Origin of the sequence: Pseudomonas agarici (assembly GCF_900109755.1) — a bacterium.
Classification (GTDB): domain Bacteria; phylum Pseudomonadota; class Gammaproteobacteria; order Pseudomonadales; family Pseudomonadaceae; genus Aquipseudomonas; species Aquipseudomonas agarici.
The window spans coordinates 116,396-138,693 of the sequence record NZ_FOAR01000008.1 but is presented as its reverse complement, the minus strand read 5'-3'; the positions used below and the strand labels follow the sequence as shown (position 1 = coordinate 138,693).

At 50.5% G+C, this 22,298-nt stretch carries 17 protein-coding genes and 1 pseudogene; all 18 read left to right on the top strand.

All coding sequences use genetic code 11. From position 1 onward, the window contains the following. The first annotated feature begins 73 nt into the window (after positions 1-73). The 18 genes and pseudogenes from mtnA to asnB all read left to right on the top strand — a co-directional run bounded on the left by mtnA (position 74) and on the right by asnB (position 22,286). Positions 74-1,150: an S-methyl-5-thioribose-1-phosphate isomerase gene (gene mtnA, locus BMX68_RS10005; protein WP_017131509.1), complete on the top strand. Its 1,077-nt coding sequence runs from the start codon at positions 74-76 to the stop codon at positions 1,148-1,150. Between the two features lie 322 nt (positions 1,151-1,472). Further along, positions 1,473-4,271: a DNA gyrase subunit A gene (gene gyrA / locus BMX68_RS10000; protein WP_017131508.1), complete on the top strand. Its 2,799-nt coding sequence runs from the start codon at positions 1,473-1,475 to the stop codon at positions 4,269-4,271. 208 nt (positions 4,272-4,479) lie between these two features. After that, the gene (serC, locus tag BMX68_RS09995; RefSeq protein WP_026013119.1) at positions 4,480-5,565 is read left to right on the top strand and encodes a 3-phosphoserine/phosphohydroxythreonine transaminase; all 1,086 of its coding nucleotides are present in this window, start codon (positions 4,480-4,482) and stop codon (positions 5,563-5,565) included. Then, positions 5,565-6,659: a prephenate dehydratase gene (gene pheA, locus BMX68_RS09990; RefSeq protein ID WP_017131506.1), complete on the top strand. Its 1,095-nt coding sequence runs from the start codon at positions 5,565-5,567 to the stop codon at positions 6,657-6,659. Before serC ends, pheA begins: the two co-directional genes overlap by 1 nt. A gap of 11 nt (positions 6,660-6,670) precedes the next feature. Then, positions 6,671-7,783, top strand: a complete 1,113-nt coding sequence (hisC, locus tag BMX68_RS09985) for a histidinol-phosphate transaminase (protein ID WP_017131505.1) — start codon at positions 6,671-6,673, stop codon at positions 7,781-7,783. Between the two features lie 28 nt (positions 7,784-7,811). Beyond that, positions 7,812-8,711: pseudogene (locus BMX68_RS09980) on the top strand (prephenate dehydrogenase/arogenate dehydrogenase family protein); the annotation flags it as partial. 20 nt (positions 8,712-8,731) lie between these two features. Further along, a complete protein-coding gene (gene cmk, locus BMX68_RS09975; protein ID WP_017131503.1) occupies positions 8,732-9,421 on the top strand; it encodes a (d)CMP kinase in 690 nt (229 codons plus the stop codon). 120 nt (positions 9,422-9,541) lie between these two features. Beyond that, positions 9,542-11,227, top strand: coding sequence for a 30S ribosomal protein S1 (gene rpsA / locus BMX68_RS09970; RefSeq protein WP_017129659.1), 1,686 nt, complete (start codon positions 9,542-9,544; stop codon positions 11,225-11,227). Between the two features lie 190 nt (positions 11,228-11,417). Next, the gene (locus BMX68_RS09965) at positions 11,418-11,699 is read left to right on the top strand and encodes a hypothetical protein (protein WP_017131502.1); all 282 of its coding nucleotides are present in this window, start codon (positions 11,418-11,420) and stop codon (positions 11,697-11,699) included. A gap of 131 nt (positions 11,700-11,830) precedes the next feature. Further along, the gene (gene ihfB, locus BMX68_RS09960) at positions 11,831-12,121 is read left to right on the top strand and encodes an integration host factor subunit beta (RefSeq protein ID WP_017131501.1); all 291 of its coding nucleotides are present in this window, start codon (positions 11,831-11,833) and stop codon (positions 12,119-12,121) included. Positions 12,122-12,875: 754 nt separating this feature from the next. Further along, positions 12,876-14,153, top strand: coding sequence for a Vi polysaccharide biosynthesis UDP-N-acetylglucosamine C-6 dehydrogenase TviB (tviB, locus tag BMX68_RS09955; protein ID WP_060783955.1), 1,278 nt, complete (start codon positions 12,876-12,878; stop codon positions 14,151-14,153). 41 nt (positions 14,154-14,194) lie between these two features. Further along, a complete protein-coding gene (locus BMX68_RS09950) occupies positions 14,195-15,229 on the top strand; it encodes an NAD-dependent epimerase/dehydratase family protein (protein WP_060782562.1) in 1,035 nt (344 codons plus the stop codon). Then, a complete protein-coding gene (locus BMX68_RS09945) occupies positions 15,229-15,642 on the top strand; it encodes a sugar 3,4-ketoisomerase (protein ID WP_074862107.1) in 414 nt (137 codons plus the stop codon). The genes BMX68_RS09950 and BMX68_RS09945 overlap by 1 nt, the downstream gene beginning before the upstream one ends. A 106-nt stretch (positions 15,643-15,748) precedes the next feature. Then, positions 15,749-16,876, top strand: a complete 1,128-nt coding sequence (locus BMX68_RS09940; RefSeq protein ID WP_074862105.1) for a DegT/DnrJ/EryC1/StrS family aminotransferase — start codon at positions 15,749-15,751, stop codon at positions 16,874-16,876. Further along, positions 16,876-18,156 (top strand): O-antigen translocase, encoded by a 1,281-nt coding sequence (locus BMX68_RS09935; protein WP_074862102.1) that lies wholly within the window; start codon positions 16,876-16,878, stop codon positions 18,154-18,156. Before BMX68_RS09940 ends, BMX68_RS09935 begins: the two co-directional genes overlap by 1 nt. Then, positions 18,153-19,031, top strand: coding sequence for a glycosyltransferase family 2 protein (locus tag BMX68_RS09930; RefSeq protein ID WP_060782560.1), 879 nt, complete (start codon positions 18,153-18,155; stop codon positions 19,029-19,031). The genes BMX68_RS09935 and BMX68_RS09930 overlap by 4 nt, the downstream gene beginning before the upstream one ends. Beyond that, the gene (locus tag BMX68_RS09925) at positions 19,028-19,930 is read left to right on the top strand and encodes a glycosyltransferase (protein WP_074862098.1); all 903 of its coding nucleotides are present in this window, start codon (positions 19,028-19,030) and stop codon (positions 19,928-19,930) included. The genes BMX68_RS09930 and BMX68_RS09925 overlap by 4 nt, the downstream gene beginning before the upstream one ends. Before the next feature lie 397 nt (positions 19,931-20,327). Further along, a complete protein-coding gene (gene asnB / locus BMX68_RS09920; protein ID WP_074862095.1) occupies positions 20,328-22,286 on the top strand; it encodes an asparagine synthase (glutamine-hydrolyzing) in 1,959 nt (652 codons plus the stop codon). The last annotated feature ends 12 nt before the right edge of the window (positions 22,287-22,298 follow it).

Sequence of the window (22,298 nt, the reverse complement as noted above, 5' to 3'; positions counted from 1 at the left end):
GAAGTATACCCGAGCGTCTTGGTGGGGGGCTCGCTATAATCGGCGGCTTTTGTTTTTCAATGCGGAGTGAGTTATGCGCGATCGGTTGTTGGCGGCGGAAAAGGTCAGGGCCATCGATTGGCGCCAGGGGGCCTTGTATCTGCTCGACCAGCGCATCCTGCCGTTCGAGGAACGCTGGCTGGCCTGTGACAGCGCGGCGGAGGTGGCCGAGGCGATTCGCTCGATGGTCGTGCGTGGTGCGCCGCTTATCGGTATCGCTGCCGCCTACGCACTGGTGCTGGCGGCGCGCGCGCGGTTTGCCGAGGGTCGGGGTTGGGCGGCGGCGCTGGAAGAGGATTTTGCCCTGCTGGTCGCTTCGCGACCCACCGCGATCAATCTTTCCTGGGCGCTCGGGCGGATGCGCGAAAGGCTGGCGCGTGCCCGTGACATCGCCGATCCGCTGGCGGCGCTGGAAGCCGAGGCCATTGCTATCCATGAAAGTGATCGTGAAGCCAACCTGACCATGGCGCAATTGGGAGTCGATCTGATTCGCAAGCACCAGGGCCATGCCCAGGCGATTCTCACTCACTGCAATACCGGAGCCTTGGCGACCGGCGGTTTCGGCACTGCGCTGGGCGTGATTCGCGGTGCGTTCCTCGAAGGCATGGTCGAGCGGGTCTATGTCGACGAAACCCGGCCCTGGCTGCAAGGTTCGCGCCTGACTGCCTGGGAGTTGGCCAATGAAAACATTCCGGTGACCGTGAACGCGGATTCCACCGCCGCCCACATCTTGAAGACCAAGGGAGTGACCTGGGTCATCGTCGGCGCCGACCGGATTAGCGCGAACGGTGACGTGGCGAGCAAGATCGGCACCTATCAACTGGCCGTTTGCGCCATGCACCACGGAGTGCGGTTCATGGTGGTGGCGGCGAGTTCGACCATCGACATGGGCCTGGCCAGCGGCGACGATATCGCGCTTGAAGAACGCGATGGCGACGAATTGTTGAGTATCGGTGGGCGGCAGCTCGGTGCGTCGGTCGAAGCGTTCAATCCGGTATTCGATGTGACGCCGGCTGACCTGATCGATGTCATCGTGACCGAAAAGGGGGCCGTTCAAAGGCCGGATGCCGCGAAGATGGCTCAATTGATGTGTCGAAAACGCCTGCACTAAGCTTTTTCTAGGCTAAGTGTTTTTTAGGGGGGGTAAATGCGGGCATTTTGCTTTTAAGCCCCTTTCAATGCGCTCTCGAAGGGTTTCATTGGTCGCCTGTCTACTTCCTTATGTATCCGGGGATAGGTGCGTGGCGGCGATTGTGATAACATTCGGCGGTTTCCAGGGCTGTCCGAACCGACTGCCCTTACTGCGCAGATCCATGGCATAACTCGTTGATTTGTCGTAAGTCGTTGCTAGGCATCAGGTCGGCGACGGCAAGCTTCGTTCGTCCCCTATGTGATGTGACGAAGTTTCACCAGAAAAAGGAATCAGGCTTCTCATGGGCGAACTGGCCAAAGAAATCCTCCCGGTCAATATCGAAGACGAGCTGAAACAGTCCTACCTCGACTACGCGATGAGCGTGATTGTCGGGCGGGCATTGCCCGATGCGCGCGATGGCTTGAAGCCCGTGCACCGGCGTGTCCTGTTTGCGATGAGTGAGCTGGGTAACGACTGGAACAAGCCTTACAAGAAATCTGCCCGTGTGGTCGGTGACGTGATCGGTAAGTATCACCCTCACGGCGATACTGCGGTGTACGACACCATTGTTCGGATGGCGCAGCCATTCTCCCTGCGTTATCTACTGGTCGACGGTCAGGGCAACTTTGGTTCGGTCGACGGCGACAATGCCGCGGCCATGCGTTACACCGAAGTGCGCATGACCAAGCTGGCGCACGAGCTGCTGGCCGACCTGCACAAGGAAACCGTGGACTGGGTGCCCAACTATGACGGCACCGAGCAAATCCCGGCGGTCATGCCAACCCGTATCCCCAACCTGTTGGTCAACGGTTCCAGCGGCATCGCGGTGGGCATGGCGACCAACATTCCACCGCACAACCTCGGCGAAGTGATCGACGGTTGTCTGGCGCTGATCGACAACCCCGAACTGACCGTCGATGAACTGATGCAGTACATTCCGGGGCCGGACTTCCCGACCGCCGCGATCATCAACGGTCGTGCCGGGATCATCGAGGCCTATCGCACCGGTCGCGGACGTATCTACATGCGTGCCCGCTCGACCGTCGAGGATATCGACAAGGTCGGCGGTCGCCAGCAGATCGTCATCACCGAACTGCCCTACCAACTGAACAAGGCTCGTCTGATCGAGAAGATCGCCGAACTGGTCAAAGAGAAAAAACTCGAAGGCATCACCGAGCTGCGCGATGAGTCCGACAAGGACGGTATGCGCGTAGTGATCGAGTTGCGTCGTGGCGAGGTGCCTGAGGTCATCCTCAACAATCTCTACGCCCAGACCCAGTTGCAGAGCGTGTTCGGTATCAACATCGTTGCGCTGATCGACGGTCGCCCGCGGATCCTCAATCTCAAGGATCTGCTGGAAGCGTTCGTCCGTCACCGTCGCGAAGTGGTGACCCGACGCACCGTGTTCGAACTGCGCAAGGCCCGCGAGCGTGGGCATATTCTCGAAGGCCAAGCAGTTGCGCTGTCGAACATCGATCCGGTCATTGCCCTGATCAAGGCTTCGCCAACCCCATCGGAAGCCAAGGAAGCGCTGATCAGCACGCCTTGGGAGTCCAGTGCGGTGATGACCATGGTCGAGCGTGCGGGAGCAGATTCGTGCCGTCCGGAAAACCTCGATCCGCAATACGGTCTGCGTGACGGCAAGTACTTCTTGTCGCCGGAGCAGGCGCAAGCCATTCTGGAACTGCGCTTGCACCGCCTGACCGGCCTGGAGCACGAGAAGTTGCTGGCCGAGTACCAGGAAATCCTCAACCAGATCGGCGAACTGATCCGCATCCTCAACAGTGCCACGCGCCTGATGGAAGTGATCCGCGAAGAACTGGAGGTCATTCGCGCCGAGTACGGCGATGCGCGTCGCACCGAAATCCTCGATGCGCGCCTCGACCTGACCCTGGGCGATATGATTCCCGAAGAAGAGCGTGTGGTGACCATTTCCCACAGCGGCTACGCCAAGACCCAGCCGTTGTCGGCCTATCAAGCCCAGCGTCGCGGTGGCAAAGGCAAGTCGGCGACCGGCGTCAAGGATGAGGATTACATCGCCCACCTGCTGGTTGCCAACAGCCATGCCACGCTCCTGCTGTTCTCCAGCAAAGGCAAGGTGTATTGGCTCAAGACCTATGAGATTCCCGAGGCTTCTCGCGCCGCTCGTGGCCGACCGCTGGTCAATCTGCTGCCGCTTGACGAAGGTGAGTACATCACCACCATGCTGCAGATCGACCTGGAAGCCCTGCAGCAGAGCGCCGGTGCCGATGATGAGCTGGACGATGCCGACGATGCGGTGATCGAGGGTGAGGTGATCGAAGCCGATGAGGCGGGAGAGGTAGCCGAAGAGGTGGATGGCGACACGGCGGAGTTGGTGGCCGAGCCGACCGGTGCCTACATCTTCATGGCCACGGCCTTCGGTACGGTCAAGAAAACCCCCTTGGCACAGTTCAGTCGTCCACGCTCCAGTGGCTTGATCGCCTTGAAACTGAAGGAAGGCGACACCCTGATTGCTGCCGCGATCACTGACGGTGCCAAGGAAGTCATGCTGTTCTCCAATGCCGGTAAGGTGATTCGTTTCGCTGAGAGCGTGGTTCGCGAGATGGGTCGTGGTGCACGCGGTATTCGTGGCATGCGCATCGGTAAGGGGCAGCAGTTGATTTCCATGCTGATCCCGGAATCGGGGGCGCAGATCCTGACGGCTTCCGAACGCGGTTTTGGTAAGCGCACGCCGTTGAGCAAGTTCCCACGACGCGGACGTGGCGGCCAAGGTGTGATCGCCATGGTCACCAAGGATCGCAACGGCCAACTGATTGGGGCGATCCAGGTGCAGGAAGGTGAGGAGATCATGCTGATTTCCGACCAGGGCACCCTGGTGCGTACCCGTGTCGATGAAGTCTCCAGCCTGGGGCGTAACACCCAGGGCGTGACCTTGATCAAGCTGGCCAACGACGAGACACTGGTCGGGCTTGAGCGGGTACAGGAACCGTCGGAAGTCGAAGGCGAGGAGCCGGAAAATGAAGAAGGCGTCGAGTTCGAGGGCGAAGTGTTGATCGATGGCATGGCCGACGACTCGTCGCTGGACGCGGCGGTAGATGAAGTTGAACCGCAGGATTAATCAAGCGCTCGCGCCTGACGTTGTAGCTACTGTAGGGCAACCGATCTGGATGTGACGGTTGTGATCGAACGCGGAGCGGTCGTTGTCGGACCGCTTTGTCGTGTCAGAAGTATCGAGATTCATCGACCCTGTGGGTCGGCGACTCTTTCCCGCGGGGCGCCGGACAGGTCGGGCGGCGTGTATATCTCCAAGCAAAGCGAGAGTGGATGTGAGCAAACGAGCCTATAACTTCTGCGCGGGTCCTGCTGCGCTGCCTGAAGCTGTCCTATTGCGTGCCCAGTCGGAATTGCTGGACTGGCATGGCAAAGGACTATCGGTCATGGAAATGAGCCATCGCAGCGATGAATTCATCTCCATCGCCACCAAGGCCGAGCAAGACCTGCGTGACCTGCTGGATATCCCCTCGAACTACAAGGTGCTGTTCCTGCAAGGCGGCGCCAGCCAGCAGTTTTCTCAGGTGGCGTTGAACCTGCTGCCTGAAAACGGCAAGGCCGATTATATCGATACCGGTATCTGGTCGCAGAAAGCTATCGAAGAAGCCTCGCGTTATGGCGTTGTCAATGTGGCGGCTACGGCCAAGCCCTATGACTATTTCGCCATACCGGGACAGAACGAATGGAACCTGTCCAAGGATGCCGCCTACGTCCACTATGCATCGAACGAAACCATCGGTGGCCTGGAATTCAGCTGGATTCCGCAAACCGGCGACGTACCGCTGGTCGCCGACATGTCCTCGGACATTCTCTCGCGTCCTATGGATATCTCGCGTTTCGGCATGATCTACGCGGGCGCGCAGAAGAACATCGGCCCGAGCGGACTGGTGGTGAACATCATTCGCGAGGACCTCTTGGGGCGCGCACGTTCGATCTGTCCGACCATGCTTAACTACAAGGTCGCAGCCGACAACGGTTCCATGTACAACACCCCGCCAGCCCTGGCCTGGTATCTCTCCGGGCTGGTATTCGAATGGCTGAAGGAGCAGGGTGGCGTGGCCGCCATTGGCAAGCTCAATGAAGTCAAGCAGCGCACCTTGTATGACTTCATCGATGCCAGCGGCCTGTACAGCAACCCGATCAACAAGGCCGACCGTTCGTGGATGAACGTGTCGTTCCGTCTGGCTGACGATCGCCTGGACAAAGCGTTCCTGGCCGGTGCCGAGGATCGCCGGCTGTTGAACCTCAAGGGGCACCGTGCGGTGGGCGGTATGCGTGCCTCCCTCTATAACGCCGTCGACATCAGTGCGGTCAACGCTTTGGTGGCGTACATGGCGGAGTTCGAGAAGGAACACGGCTAATGTCTGAACAAGAACTCAAGGCACTGCGCCTGCGCATCGACAGCCTCGACGAGAAGGTCCTGGAACTGATCAGCGAGCGCGCCCGCTGCGCCCAGGAAGTCGCGCGGGTAAAGATGGCTTCGCTGGCCGAAGGCGAAGTGCCGGTGTTCTATCGTCCAGAGCGTGAGGCCCAGGTGCTCAAGCGGGTCATGGAGCGCAACCAAGGACCGTTGGGCAACGAGGAAATGGCGCGGCTGTTCCGCGAGATCATGTCCTCCTGCCTCGCGCTGGAACAGCCGCTGAAAGTGGCTTATCTGGGGCCAGAGGGGACCTTTACCCAGGCGGCGGCGATGAAGCACTTCGGTCATGCGGTGATCAGCAAACCGATGGCGGCCATCGATGAAGTGTTCCGTGAAGTCGCCGCCGGTGCGGTGAACTTCGGTGTGGTACCGGTGGAAAACTCCACCGAGGGTGCGGTCAACCATACCCTCGACAGTTTTCTCGAGCACGACATGGTGATCTGTGGCGAGGTCGAGCTGCGTATCCACCATCATCTGCTGGTGGCTGAAAACACCAAGACCGACAGCATCAGCCGCATCTACTCCCATGCCCAGTCACTGGCCCAGTGCCGCAAGTGGTTGGACGCCCACTACCCGAATGTCGAGCGCGTGGCGGTGCCGAGCAACGCCGAGGCGGCCAAGCGGATCAAGGGTGAATGGAATTCGGCGGCGATTGCCGGCGATATGGCGGCCAGCCTGTATGGATTGACCCGTCTGGCCGAGAAAATCGAGGACCGCCCGGACAACGCTACGCGATTCCTGATGATTGGTAGCCAGGAAGTGCCGCCGACCGGCGACGACAAAACCTCGATCATTGTTTCTATGAGCAACAAACCGGGGGCGCTCCATGAGCTGCTGGTGCCGTTCCACGACAACGGAATTGACCTGACGCGAATCGAAACCCGACCGTCGCGCAGCGGTAAATGGACCTACGTGTTCTTTATCGACTTCGTCGGCCACCACCGTGATCCGCTGGTCAAGGGTGTGCTGGAGAAGATTAGTCAGGAAGCGGTGGCCCTCAAGGTGCTGGGTTCCTACCCGAAAGCAGTTCTATAAAGGCGTTGAACATGAGTGGCGACTTCCTCGCACTGGCGCAGCCGGGCGTGCAACAACTTTCGCCTTACGTTCCGGGTAAGCCCGTGGACGAATTGGCGCGCGAGCTGGATATCGATCCGGCACGCATCATCAAGCTGGCCAGCAATGAAAATCCGCTGGGCGCCAGTCCCCGGGCCTTGGCGGCGATTCGCGACGAGTTGGCCGAACTGACCCGCTACCCGGACGGCAACGGCTTCGAACTGAAGCAGCGCTTGTCCGAGTTGTGCGGCGTACAGGCCAACCAGGTGACCCTGGGCAACGGTTCCAACGATATTCTCGAACTGGTTGCCCGTGCCTACCTGGCACCGGGCCTGAATGCGGTCTTCAGCGAGCATGCCTTCGCGATCTATCCGATCGTGACCCAGGCCGTGGGGGCCGATGCCCGCGTGGCGCCCGCCAGGGATTTTGGTCATGACCCGCTGGCGATGCTGGCGGCGATAGACGAGAACACCCGTGTGGTGTTTATCGCCAACCCGAACAATCCAACCGGTACCTGGTTCGGCCCGCAGGCGTTGGAAGCTTTCCTCGCGGCGGTGCCCGGCAATGTGCTGGTGGTGCTGGACGAGGCGTATATCGAATATGCCCAGGGCGAAGGCCTGCCAAATGGCCTGAACTACCTGTCGACTTATCCGAACCTGCTGGTTTCCCGCACCTTCTCCAAGGCCTACGGTCTGGCGGCGCTGCGGGTCGGCTACGGGCTGTCGTCGCCAGCGGTGGCGGATATCCTCAATCGCGTGCGCCAACCCTTCAATGTGAACAGCCTCGCCCTGGTGGCGGCCCGTGCCGCGCTGGATGACGCCGAGTACGTGGCGCGCAGTCGCGAGCTGAACGAGGCAGGCATGCTGCAACTGGAGGACGGCTTCCGGCAGATGGGTTTGAGCTGGATTGCCTCCCGGGCCAACTTCATTGCCGTCGATGTCGGTCGCGATGCGGGGCCGGTGTATCAAGGATTGTTGCGCGAGGGCGTGATCGTGCGTCCGATTGCCGGCTATGGTCTGCCGCAGCACCTGCGGATCAGTATTGGCCTGGCCAGTGAAAACAGCCGCTTGCTTGAGGCTTTGGCCAAGGTTCTGGCTCGTGGTTGATGTCATGCCGATGCAATCGGTGACACCTATGATCGGTCGCCTGGTGGTGGTCGGCCTGGGGCTGATTGGCGGTTCCTTCGCCAAAGGGCTGCGGGAAAGCGGCCTTTGTCGAGAAGTGGTCGGTGTCGATCTCGATCCGCAATCACGCCAGCTGGCAGTGGAGTTGGGGGTGGTCGATCGCTGCGAGGAAGATCTGCTGAGCGCCTGCCGGGGCGCCGATGTGATTCAGCTCGCGGTGCCGATCCTGGCCATGGAGAAGCTGCTCGGCCTGTTAGCGGGCATGGACCTGGGTCAGGCGATCCTGACGGATGTCGGCAGCGCCAAAGGTAACGTAGTGCGTGCCGCCTGCTCAGCGTTCGGCGCCATGCCGCCACGGTTTGTGCCCGGGCATCCAATTGCCGGGTCTGAACAGAGTGGGGTGCAAGCCTCCAACGGCAGGCTATTTCGCCGGCATAAGGTGATCCTGACCCCGCTGGAGGAAACCGATCCGGCGGCGGTGGCCCTGGTCGACCGGCTGTGGCGTGCCCTGGGCGCGGATGTCGAACATATGCCGGTCGAGCGCCACGACGAAGTACTGGCGGCGACCAGTCATTTGCCGCACCTGTTGGCTTTCGGCCTGGTGGACTCCCTGGCCAAGCGCAATGAGAACCTGGAGATTTTTCGCTATGCCGCGGGCGGATTCCGTGATTTCACGCGAATTGCCGGCAGCGATCCGGTCATGTGGCATGACATCTTTCTGGCCAACCGCGAGGCGGTGTTGCGTGCACTGGATACCTTTCGTGGCGACCTGGATGTTTTGCGCGACGCCGTTGATGCGAGTGATGGACAGCAACTGCTGGCTGTGTTCGAGCGGGCCCAGGCCGCTCGCGAACATTTCGGCAGAATCTTGGCCCGAAGGGCCCGTAAGGACACAATGAACGCCAACGATGATCACAAAGAGGTTCAGTCGTGAATATTCAAGCTCCAGTCATCGCCATCGACGGACCCAGCGGATCGGGCAAGGGGACTATCGCCGGTTTGTTGGCCCAGCGTCTGGGTTGGTGCCTGCTGGATTCCGGTGCGCTCTATCGGTTGCTGGCCTTCGCCGCTCGCAATCACGGCGTCGACCTGACCAACGAAGAGTCCCTCAAGCTGCTAGCTGCTCACCTCGATGTGCAGTTCATCGGTGCGACCGACGGCCAGCCGCAGCGCATCATTCTTGAAGGCGACGATGTCACTCAGGACATCCGCAACGAATCGATCGGTGCGGGCGCCTCCCAAGTTGCGGCCCTGCCGGCGGTGCGCGACGCCCTGCTGCAACGCCAGCGCGCGTTCCAGGAGCCGCCGGGGTTGGTGGCCGATGGTCGCGATATGGGGACGGTGGTATTTCCTGATGCGCCGCTGAAGGTCTTCCTCACCGCCAGCGTCGAGGAACGAGCGCGCCGCCGGTACTTACAGTTGAAGGCCAAGGGTGATGATGTTAGTCTGTCGAGTCTGCTAGATGAGATACGTGTGCGTGATGAGCGCGACACCCAGCGAGCGGTAGCCCCGCTCAAGCCAGCGGTTGACGCCATACAGCTGGATTCCACGGAGTTGTCCATCGAGCAGGTGCTGGAACGCATCATGAGCGAAATCGCCATTCGCGATATTGCCGGGTGACCAAGAGGCGCGCAGGGGACCAGTCATAGTCCTGCACGGCTTCTTTCATATGAACGTAACCCTCACCGTCTGGGGTGTGGCAGATGGGCGTATTCTTCGCCCTTATCAACAGGAATTAAAATGAGCGAAAGCTTTGCGGAACTCTTTGAAGAGAGCTTGAAGACCCTCAATCTTCAGGCTGGTTCGATCATCACCGGTGTTATCGTTGATATCGATTACCAAGCTCGTTGGGTCACTGTCCACGCCGGTCTGAAGTCTGAAGCTCTGATCCCGCTGGAACAGTTCTACAACGATGCTGGCGAGCTGAACATCAACGTCGGTGATGAAGTTCACGTGGCGCTGGATTCGGTTGAAGACGGCTTCGGTGAAACCAAGCTGTCCCGTGAAAAAGCCAAGCGCGCTGAATGCTGGATCGTTCTGGAAGCAGCCTTCGCAGCCGAAGAAGTGGTCAAGGGCGTTATCAACGGTAAGGTTAAAGGCGGCTTCACTGTCGACGTTAACGGCATCCGTGCGTTCTTGCCAGGTTCTCTGGTTGACGTCCGTCCGGTGCGCGACACCACGCACCTGGAAGGCAAAGAGCTCGAGTTCAAAGTTATCAAGCTCGACCAGAAGCGCAACAACGTTGTTGTTTCCCGTCGTAGCGTCCTGGAAGCAGAGAACTCCGCCGAGCGCGAAGCTCTGTTGGAATCCCTGCAGGAAGGCCAGCAAGTCAAGGGTATCGTCAAGAACCTCACCGACTACGGCGCATTCGTCGATCTGGGTGGCGTCGATGGGCTGCTGCACATCACCGACATGGCCTGGAAGCGCATCAAGCATCCATCGGAAATCGTCAATGTTGGCGACGAGATCGATGTCAAGGTTCTGAAGTACGATCGCGAGCGCAATCGTGTTTCCCTGGGCCTGAAGCAACTGGGCGAAGATCCATGGGTTGCTATCAAAGCCCGTTACCCAGAAAGCACTCGTGTGACCGCGCGCGTCACCAACCTGACCGACTACGGCTGCTTCGCTGAGCTGGAAGAGGGCGTTGAAGGTCTGGTACACGTTTCGGAAATGGACTGGACCAACAAGAACATCCATCCTTCGAAAGTCGTACAAGTCGGCGACGAAGTGGAAGTCATGGTTCTGGACATCGACGAAGAGCGTCGTCGTATCTCCCTGGGCATCAAGCAGTGCAAGTCGAACCCATGGGAAGACTTCTCTGGCCAGTTCAACAAGGGCGACAAGATCTCCGGTACTATCAAGTCGATCACCGATTTCGGTATCTTCATTGGCCTGGACGGCGGCATCGACGGTCTGGTTCACCTGTCCGATATCTCCTGGAACGAAGTGGGCGAAGAAGCCGTGCGCCGTTTCAAGAAGGGCGACGAACTGGACACCGTTATCCTGTCGGTTGACCCGGAGCGCGAGCGCATCTCCCTGGGCATCAAGCAACTGGAAAGCGATCCGTTCTCCGAGTACGTCTCGGTTAACGACAAAGGCGCCATCGTTAAAGGCACTGTGAAGGAAGTTGACGCCAAAGGCGCCATCATCGTTCTGGCCGACGATATCGAAGCGACGCTGAAAGCCTCCGAAATCAGCCGTGACCGCGTTGAAGACGCGCGTAACGTCCTGAAAGAAGGCGAAGAAGTAGAAGCCAAGATCATCAGCGTTGACCGCAAGAGCCGCGTGATCCAACTGTCGATCAAGTCGAAAGACGTTGAAGACGAGAAAGAAGCCATCCAGAGCCTGAAAGCAGCTCCGGAAGGTGAAGCAGCCGACACCACCATGGCTGCCCTGCTGCGTCAAGCAATGGCCAAACAGAACTGAGTTCTGTCTAACTGTTGAAAAGGGCGACTTCGGTCGTCCTTTTTTATGGCCGGAATTTGGGTGTTTCAAAGGTGAAACCAAATCGGACTTGCTGCGGTCACATTGATAATGCGTAAAGATCTATATTCCGGATCAGCCATTGTCAGTTGTTGCAGCTTTTTCTTAAGGTATCGCTTTGATAAGGATGTGAATGAGCAAGTTCATAGCAGTAATCGCCCTGGTGCTGCTTGCCGGATGTACCACCCACGCCAGGACCCACGCCAGGCATGGTGTGAGCGGCATCGAAATCGACTGCTCGGGATTGGGTTCTGGCTGGGACAAGTGCTATAAGCGTGCAGCTCGCGAATGCAAGGTTCAGGGCTACAGGGTCGTCGCCAAGTCCAGTGATGCCAAGGATGAAGAAGGTGACTATCTCTTTGGCTGGAATCCGGCAGGCTATGTCACCCGAACGATGCTGGTGACCTGCAACTAGTCGATGTGCGCCTCTGGGTCTGGACGTATCTGATATGCAGATAAGTCAATCTATGGGCTGTTCAAAATCCTCCCGTCATGCTAAAACCTTCGAAGCGCTTTTCCTAGCTGCTTGAAAAAGAAGGGAAAAATATGACGAAGTCGGAGTTGATCGAACGAATTGTCACCCATCAGGGGCTGCTTTCATCCAAGGATGTCGAGCTGGCCATCAAGACCATGCTTGAGCAAATGTCCCAGTGCCTGGCGACTGGGGACCGGATCGAAATTCGTGGGTTCGGTAGCTTTTCGTTACATTATCGAGCGCCGCGGGTTGGGCGCAATCCCAAGACCGGGCAATCAGTGAGCCTGGATGGCAAGTTTGTGCCGCATTTCAAGCCGGGGAAGGAGTTAAGGGATCGGGTGAATGAGGAGGAAGAAATTTAGGTGGTGCGACTGTCTTTCTGATAGCTTATTGACTCAGTCGCGATTAGTAACTGGTATTCAAGCTGCTCTTGGACTAGTCCAAGGGAAGGTTTGTCGAAGGAGCCCCTCGCCTTTAGATTTTGCTGAGGGATACAAGGGAGCTTTTTGAAGGCTCGACTGCTTCTCCAGCTATTGGGCCTTGATGGCGTCTATTTCCTGAGATGCTGACGCTAGTACTCTTCCTTCCCTCGCCCTGATAGTGATCTCTTCTTTGAGCGAATGAGAGACCTCCACTAAGCCTCCAGTAGCGGCTCCTTAACAATCTTCTGACGATAAGTCGTATAATCAAAAGCTTAGATATTTTTATCTTAAATTTTTCACTCAGATTTCAAGCTATCAAAGAGTTGGGTTTTGAAATGTCATTTTTGGGAATGAGAATTGCTATTAAATTTACATATGGAAATGGAAAAATTTGGTGTTCGAGGCATCCAGAAACGACTAAATCTGACAGTTTGTGCTTCGCAGGATTTGTGGGGGAGGGGGACGAGAGCAGCTTCTCCTCCTCGAAAGAAGGGGGCTCCTTATCGAGAAGCAGCAGTATTTATGCGTTTCCGTTTGAGGTCACTTGAGCTCTACCCAGTGCGGCAGCGGATAATCAGGCGAAGCAGTAAGTGCACCATTTCACTATGTTGTTCTTGTGGTGGCGATAAAAATTTAGTGTAATAAGATAATTTTAATTTTTAACTTTCTCAAAATGATTGATTGGGCGCTGATTATGCAAAACTTGGAAGCTATCAAACTCGCCATTATAGGACTTGGATATGTGGGGCTGCCGCTGGCCGTCGAGTTCGGTAAGCAGCGCTCTGTGATCGGATTTGATATCAACCAGTCACGTATTGATGCCCTCAACACCGGATATGATTCGACGCTTGAGGTGAGTAGTGATGAGCTGAAACAGGCTATTTATCTATCTTATACCGCCGATCTAAAAAACATCGCAACATGCAATACTTTTGTTGTTACCGTACCAACGCCTATCGACGATTATAAACAACCTGACTTGACTCCCTTGATCAAGGCCTCGGAGTCCATTGGCCGACTGCTTAAAGAAGGAGATATAGTTATTTATGAGTCTACGGTTTACCCTGGAGCCACCGAGGAAATTTGTGTGCCTATACTGGAGAAGATTTCAGGGTTAAAATTCAATACTGATTTCTTTGCTGGGTATAGTCCTGAACGGATAAATCCAGGTGATAAGCTGCATCGTGTCACAACAATTAAAAAAGTAACTTCTGGTTCGACACCAGACATCGCAAATATCGTTGACGCTTTATATAACCAGATTGTTGTTGCAGGTACACACAAGGCTTCTAGTATCAAGGTTGCTGAGGCGGCGAAGGTCATTGAAAATACACAGCGTGATTTGAACATTGCATTGATCAATGAGTTGGCTATCATTTTTAATAAGATGGGTATCGATACTGAAGCTGTACTTAATGCCGCAGGTACCAAGTGGAACTTTCTTCCTTTTCGGCCCGGTTTGGTAGGTGGACATTGTATTGGCGTGGATCCTTATTATCTAACTCATAAGGCTCAGTCTATTGGTTATCATCCTGAAATAATCCTAGCGGGACGCCGTTTGAACGATAGTATGGGGGGGTATGTTGTATCTCAATTTGTCAAGGCAATGTTGAAAAGACGCATTCACGTCGAGGGTGCTCGGGTTCTATTAATGGGGTTTGCTTTTAAGGAAAACTGTCCAGACCTAAGAAATACACGAGTGATTGATATCGTTAGAGAGTTGGCCGAATATAATATTTCCGTTGATATTTACGACCCATGGGTAAGTAAATCTGAGTCTGAGGGTGAGTATGGGATTACTCCTATAACTAATCCAGATAGTAATACTTACGACGGTATCATTTTGGCTGTTGCCCATGATGAATTTAGAGAGCTCGGAGCTGCCAAGATTCGCCAATTTGGGAAGACTATCCATGTTTTGTATGATTTAAAGTATCTGTTGAGCGCTGATGAGTCTGATCTTCGTTTGTGAGACGTTAAATTGATAATTGATTTGACAAGTTAAGGTATTGTATGACTCGTTATAAGGAATTGCTTGAAAGTTTATCATTAAATCCCAAAACATGGTTAGTGACCGGAGTGGCAGGGTTTATCGGTTCTAATCTACTAGAAACATTATTACTAGCGGATCAATATGTAGTTGGTCTAGATAACTTTTCAACAGGATATCAGAGTAATCTGGACGAGGTTCAGAGTCTTGTTAGCCCTGAGCAATGGGCAAGATTACGTTTCTTTAAAGGCGATATTCGCGAGCAATCTGATTGTCACAAGGCATGCGTAGATATTGATTATGTCTTGCATCAAGCAGCACTAGGGTCTGTTCCTCGATCGCTTAATGATCCTGTGAGCACTAACGCTACCAATATTGATGGTTTTTTGAATTTGCTGATAGCTGCTAAAGATGCAAAAGTAAAAAGTTTTATCTATGCCGCCAGCAGCTCGACCTACGGTGACCATCCAGGATTACCTAAAATCGAAGATACTATCGGGAGACCTCTTTCCCCATATGCCGTTACCAAGTATGTTAATGAACTTTACGCTGAGGTTTTTGCTCGTTGTTATGGAGTTAATACGATTGGGCTTCGCTATTTTAATGTCTTTGGAAAGCGCCAGGACCCTGAAGGTGCCTATGCTGCGGTTATTCCAAAATGGACAGCAGCGATGATCAGCGAGGAAAGTATTTTTATTAACGGTGATGGGAAAACTAGCAGGGATTTTTGCTTTATCGAAAATACAGTACAAGCTAATTTGTTGGCCGCCACTGCGACGGACGATGGAGCACTAAATCAGGTTTATAATGTTGCTGTTAGTGGTCGAACGGATTTGAACCAACTGTTTTCTATATTGGTTAAAGAACTTTCTGAGAATGGCATTCTATATAAGAAAAGCCCTGTGTATAGGGATTTTCGAGCTGGTGATGTTAGGCATTCCCAAGCAGATATTAGTAAAGTAAAGTCGCTGCTGGGATATCACCCGACTTTTAATATTGAGCAAGGTATCGCTAAGGCAATGCCCTGGTACATAAATGTTTTGGGTAGGGGCATGTAATGAGTCTTCTAGAGTGGGCTGAGTTTCCTCCGTTAGGGGATGATCGTGGGTCGTTGGTTGCCCTTGAGGGAGGACGCACAGTCCCCTTTGATATCAAGAGGGTTTATTATATATTCGGTACACAGCTGGGTGTGTCTCGCGGTTTTCATGCACATCGGAAACTCAAGCAAGTTGCCGTCTGCGTAACTGGCAGATGTGAGATTGTTTTGGATAATGGTGTTTCTCGTGAAAAGGCAAATTTGGACTCTCCTACGAAAGGTCTAATTATCGGTGATTTGATCTGGAGGGAAATGCATAACTTTAGTGAGGATTGTGTATTGTTGGTTCTTGCTAGCGAACACTATAATGAAATGGATTATATTAGAAATTATTCTGAGTTTGTTAAAGAAGTGAGAAAAGTTATTGTCAGCTGATATATTTTAATTGGGTAAAATATATTGGTTAGGGATTTCTATAGATTTATAGGATTGAAGGTTGTTTCTCTGAGCTTTGAATATTAATAGTTTGAGTGATCATATAATGATTCCGTTTCTAGATCTAAAAAAAATAAATTCGTTGATTCGAGATGAACTTATTGAAGCTTGCACTCGAGTGATCGACTCCGGTTGGTATATTGGTGGTGGTGAACTGTCAAAGTTTGAGGCAGGTTTTGCCGAGTATTGTGGAGTTGAGCATTGCATTGGTGTAGCTAATGGGCTTGATGCGTTGATTCTAACGTTGCGCGCATGGAAAGAACTAGGGAAACTCCAAGATGGTGATGAAGTCATTGTTCCTGCCAATACATACATCGCTAGTATTCTAGCTATTACCGAAAATAATCTGAAACCTGTATTGGTTGAACCAGATAAGGATACTTTTAATTTGTGTCCTGTGAGTACGAGAGCAGCGTTAACCGATAAAACAAAGGCAATACTTGTAGTGCATCTTTATGGCCAGCTAGCCTGTATGCCAGAGTTATGTGATATCGCAAGAGTTCATGGCCTACTTATTCTTGAGGACGCCGCGCAGGCTCATGGGGCAAGCCTTGATGGGCGAAAAGCGGGCAGTTGGGGCGATGCTGCGGGTTTCAGTTTTTATCCAGGAAAAAATCTCGGTGCCCTAGGTGATGCGGGAGCAATTGTTACGAGTGATGGAGAGTTGGCGAAGACGCTCCAAGCGCTTCGCAATTATGGTTCTCATGAGCGTTATCATAACCTTTATAGAGGTTTGAATAGTCGCTTGGATGAGATTCAGGCAGCAATGTTACATGTTAAATTAAAATATCTGGATGAGCAGACAAATCATCGCCGCGAGATTGCTCAAATATATCTGGACAACATTAGCAATCCAGAAATTATCATGCCATTTTTCCAAAAAATCAAAATGGAAAAGTTGAAATCGCATGTTTGGCATCTTTTTGTTATCCGGTGTGAACGTCGGGAAGCCCTTCGAGCTCATCTCTTGGAGCATGGAGTCCAATCGTTGATTCATTACCCGATTCCGCCTCACCAGCAGAAGGCTTATGGTGAGTGGAAAGATCTTTCTTTTCCAGTCACGGAATTTATTCATCAAACTGTAATTAGCTTGCCAATAGGACCAACTATTTCTAGTGAGGAAGCGCTTACTATTTCACACATATGTAACGAGTTCTTCGGTGATAGAAAATAATGACCTTGCTCAGGACAAGTCTGCTTAACTCCATCGCAGTTATTATAAAGATGCTTACTTTGTTAGGCATCAATAAGATTCTAGCCTTGTATATCGGTCCGGCAGGTTATGCTGCGCTAGGGCAATTTCAAAATTTAGTACAGATGATAACTACCTTTGCGGGTGGCTCAATGAATATAGGTGTTACTAAATATACTGCTGAATTTTATGATGATGAAGATAAACAAAAAAAAATATGGACTACTGCAGGAACCATCTCTTTTGTCGGTTCTTGTTTTGTCGCGCTGGGTATATCTTTTTTTGCAAAATTTTTGGCAAAAAATCTCCTGCACAATGAGACATATTATCAGATTTTTTATTGGCTTTCTGGGGGATTGATTTTTTTTGTATTGAACGCACTAATGCTAGCTATTCTTAATGGGAAAAAGGAGATTCAACTATATGTCCTAGCGAATATTTTTGGGAGTGTCTTAAGTTTTTTAATTACAGTTATTCTATCGGTGAAGTTTGGTCTATATGGTGCACTGGTTTCATTATCTATTTACCAATCAGTGGCGTTTATAGTAACTGCTTATATTTGTTATAGAACGAGCTGGTTTAAATTTAATCATTTATTTGGGGTGATTGACCCACCTTCCTTATTGAAACTTTCTAAGTATTCATTGATGGTTGCAGTTTCTGCGTCCTGCGTACCTTTATCGGCGATGCTGGTAAGATGGTTTCTAATAAAAAATTATGGATCAGAGTTTGCCGGATATTGGGAGGCACTTACCAGAATGAGTGGCGCCTATCTGATGTTGGTTACAACTACGCTGAGTTTGTATTTTTTACCTCGTTATTCCGAGATTAAAGCTTCTAGTGAACTCCAGCAAGAGGTTTTGAAAGCCCTTTTCTTTGTTGTTCCCATAGCAACAATAGGAGGAGGCTGCGTTTTTGCTCTTAAGGAATGGCTGATTGTTTTGCTATTTTCAAAAGGGTTTTCTCCTGTAGAAGACCTTGTGGCATGGCAGATAGTAGGGGATACATTAAAAATTATAAGTTGGATTCTTGGCTTTCTTTTATGGGCCAGAGCATTAGTAATAACATTTATTTTTACTGAAATCGTTTTTTCCTTTGGATTCTATTTTTTGACTGTTGCTTTTTCTCTTCGATTTGGAGACAAAGGGGTTGTCATTGCATATGCGATAAATTATTTACTATATTTAATTACATTAATGGTGTATTTCTTTTTTTGGTTTAGGTCAAAAAATGCCGCTACTCTGAATGGTGATTCTTTATGAAAGTTAGTGTGGTCGTCCCATCTTATAATCATTCTGAATTTGTTTGTAAAACAATAGAATCGATTTTTTTGCAAGATATAGCTAAGGAAAATTTTGAACTGATTGTAGTAGATGATTGTTCTTCCGATGATAGCGTCTCGAAAATTATAAAGCTAAAAGAAAAATATAATTTTATTTTTATAGAGAAAGAAACTAATGGCGGGCTAAATCATTCTATTGATTGTGCGTTAAAATATTGTTCTGGAGAGTATATATCGATTATTGCATCAGATGATATCATGTTGCCGAATAAGCTACGAGAGCAAGTAGAATATTTGTCGGATAACGATTTTGATTGTGTTTACTCGAAGGGCGAAATTATAAATATAAAAGGAGATGTGATTGGTCAACAGAATCTATGTGAATTTGAAGCTGAGTTGAATGCAGGAACGGCTTATGAGTTTTCTGCAGTGGATGATACCTCTGGGCCGCTGTTACAGTCGGCTATGCTTAAACTAAAGATAATGCGGGAGGTATCTAGCTTAAGAAAAAAATTTAAATCCGATGATTGGGTTGTTCTCTTGTATCTATTAAAAAAATGTAAAGTGGGCTTCATTGATCGGACTACATTTCAGTATCGAGTTCATGAGGATAATACACACTCAAAGTATTGGGATACATTACCCATGCGTTTGGAAATCCCCTTTATATTTTTGAAGGAAGAAAGCCCAAAACTTCGAAGAAAATCAATATCTAATACGTTATCCTCACACGCCGCGGCTTTGTTCAGGGACGGAAAGTATGTCGATGCAGTTCGCTTTTTTTTGGCTAGTGTTTGTTTTGGTGTACCAACAAAAAAAATTTTTAGATTTGTGCTGAAGAGAGTTGGTTTATGAGTAGTATTGAAGTTTCTGTAATTGTTCTGACCTATAATCATGAGGATTTTATAGTTTCTGCTCTTGAGTCAGTTGAAGAGCAAGATTTTTTAAATATACAAGTTGTAATTGGTGATGATGCTTCTGATGATTCAACGTGTGCGTTGATTGAATTTTTTGAAAAAAAATCGAGACTTAAATTTGATAAGATTTTTTCAAATGAAAATCGCGGAATAACAAAAAACTTCAATGCTTGTCTATCTCGGTGTACAGGTGAAATCATTTTTTTGTTAGGTGGCGATGACATTTTTTTGCCCGGAAAAATTTCTGCTCAAGTTAAACATATGTTAAATGATCCGAGTATTTCAATTTCATATCATGATGTAGAAGTTTTTGATTCTGAATCGGATCGTACACTTTATTATTATAATAATGTCCATGGAAGGCAAGAGGGAGGAGCATCTGTTTTAGTTGAGCGTGGGGCATTTAATTGCGGTTGTTCGGTTGCTGTAAGAAATCGTAATTTACCAATGTGTGATGAACGCATAAAATTTGCTTCCGATTGGTTATGGTATATTGAGATATTAATGAGTGGAGGGGGGGGTATAAAATATCTTGATGGAGTATTTGCTCGATACCGTAGGCATGGAAATAACATAACGGGTAGCGCATATTTAAATCAACAATATCAAGAAGTTATGCTCAGTTTAAATATAATTAAAGAAAAATATCCGTCTTTGGCAACTGGTGTTACGCAAGCTGAGTCTGAAAGGATTTTTGCTTTTTTTATAAAATTTTTGGTACTGCATGATTATAAGAAAGCATTTTATTTGTTGAGACAGGCTCTTTCTGTTAATATTTTATCGCCTTTTGTATTTTTTAGAATAAGAGTTAGGCGTATCTTAAAAATTTTTCGTTGAGTTATAATGCGTGAGTAAACATAGCAGCCTAATAGGCAATAGATTAAAGTTGATCTGTTTTTGATTTGTAAGAATTAGTTTTTCCTAGAATCTATCCCGATTCTGTTTGGTTTCTTATTAAAGTGTATTGGCAGTTTTTTCATAAAAAATGGTGTTCGGATGAGTTTGGCTCTATTTTTCGAATGGTGTAGAAACCCTTATTATCGACAGATGTGCCAACGAGCGGTGCTGAGGGGGGATGTCAGAGGGACACAGGTGCTGACTGATAAGCTAAAGTGATAGAGTATGATTGGAGTAGTCTCTAGTAAAAAATTGGAAAAAGACCCAAAAGCACTCCACCAGAATCCAATTTCAGAAGCTGCTATGAGCGACTGTACAAAAGTAAGGATAATAGTTGATGTGTGGCCTAGTCGGTATTTTTTGTGCTCGCCCGGGGATGGAGCTGGGACCAATTATCACTCGTATGAACAACAAAATCGCTCATCGAGGTCCTGATGCAGCGGAAATATGGGTAGATACATCTGCCGGAGCAGCGCTTGGTCATCGGCGACTGGCAATCGTCGACCTTACACCCGCAGGTAAGCAGCCCATGCTTTCGGATTGCGAGCGGTTCGTTATCGTTTTTAATGGTGAAATTTATAACCATGAAGAACTTAGAAAAGAAATTGATGCCGATACATATCGAGTGGAATGGCGCGGTCATTCAGATACAGAGGTTTTGCTTGCTTGTTTAATACATTGGGGGGTTGAGCGAACGCTTAGAGCTGTTGTTGGTATGTTTGCTTTCGCTTTCTGGGATCGCCAGGAAAAATTGTTAACCCTGGCCCGTGATCGGATAGGCGAAAAACCACTATACTACGGTTGGCAAGATGAAACGCTACTATTTGCTTCCGAGCTCAAATCGATCAAAGCTTTTCCTGGGTTTAAGGCTGAAGTTAATAGAAATTCACTGGCTCTATTTTTACGACATAATTGCGTTCCTGCACCATATAGTATTTATAACGGTATTTATAAGCTACGCCCGGGGCACTACTTATCGTTGTCTCTAGAAAATGTTGTGACTGCTAAATCAGCCGAGCCAAGGGTCTATTGGTCGCTGAATGAAGCGGTCACTCGTGGTTTGGCTGAACCTTTCCACGGCACGCAACAGGAAGCGGTGGATATGCTTGAGGAACGATTATCGTCAAGCATAAAACAACAGATGGTCGCCGATGTTCCATTGGGGGCGTTTCTGAGTGGCGGAATTGATAGCAGTACAATTGTTGCTCTCATGCAAGCGCAGAGTAATGAACCTATACGGACATTTACAATTGGATTTAATGAAGCAGGTTATAACGAGGCCGAGCATGCTAAGGTAGTTGCTCAATATCTAGGTACTCATCACTCAGAATTATATGTTCGATCGGAAGATGCACTATCGATAGTTTCACTTCTTCCATCCATGTATTGTGAGCCTTTTGGTGATAGCTCGCAAATTCCTACGTACTTGGTTAGCCGCATGGCGGGGACCAAGGTAAAGGTCGCTCTCAGTGGTGACGGCGGAGATGAACTATTTGGCGGCTACAATCGCTATCTTGTCGCCAGAAAGGTGTGGAGTAAAATGCATGCAATGCCTAGGATTGTCCGCACTACATTCTCCAAACTACTTCTATGTTTGTCTCCAGCTCATTGGGATTCATTATTTGCTTTAGTAAAGCCGATATTACCTCGCCATCTGAAATTCTCCTCTGTAGGAGATAAAATGCATAAACTCGCTAATATATTAGAACTTTCATCTGAGTATGACTTTTTCCATCATCTTACTAGCCATTGGAAGAATCCTGCTCAAATTGTCATCGACGCTGTTGAGCCTGAGACATTGCTCACAAACTCAGATGCTTGGCCCAAAACCGATAGCTTCGAACAGTGGATGATGGCTATGGATGCGCAATCTTATATGGCTGACGATATTTTGGTGAAGGTTGATCGCGCAGCGATGTCAGTCGGCCTCGAGACACGGACACCGCTTATCGATCATCGCATTGTTGAGCTTGCTTGGCGGATGCCTCAGGATCTAAAAATACGCGATGGTCAAGGTAAGTGGTTACTTCGCCAAGTATTATATCGTCATGTTCCGAAAGAACTTATTGAGCGACCAAAGCAAGGGTTTTCTATCCCGTTAGACAGTTGGTTACGAGGCCCACTACGTGAATGGGCTGAAAGTCTATTAAATGAAACACGTCTGCGCGATGAGGGTTATTTTTATCCAGGGCCCATCCGCAGATTATGGAGTGAGCATCTCAGTGGGCAGCGAAACTGGCAGTACCATCTTTGGAGTATTCTGATGTTTCAGGCTTGGTTGGATGAACAAGCATAGGGTAGCTTATGC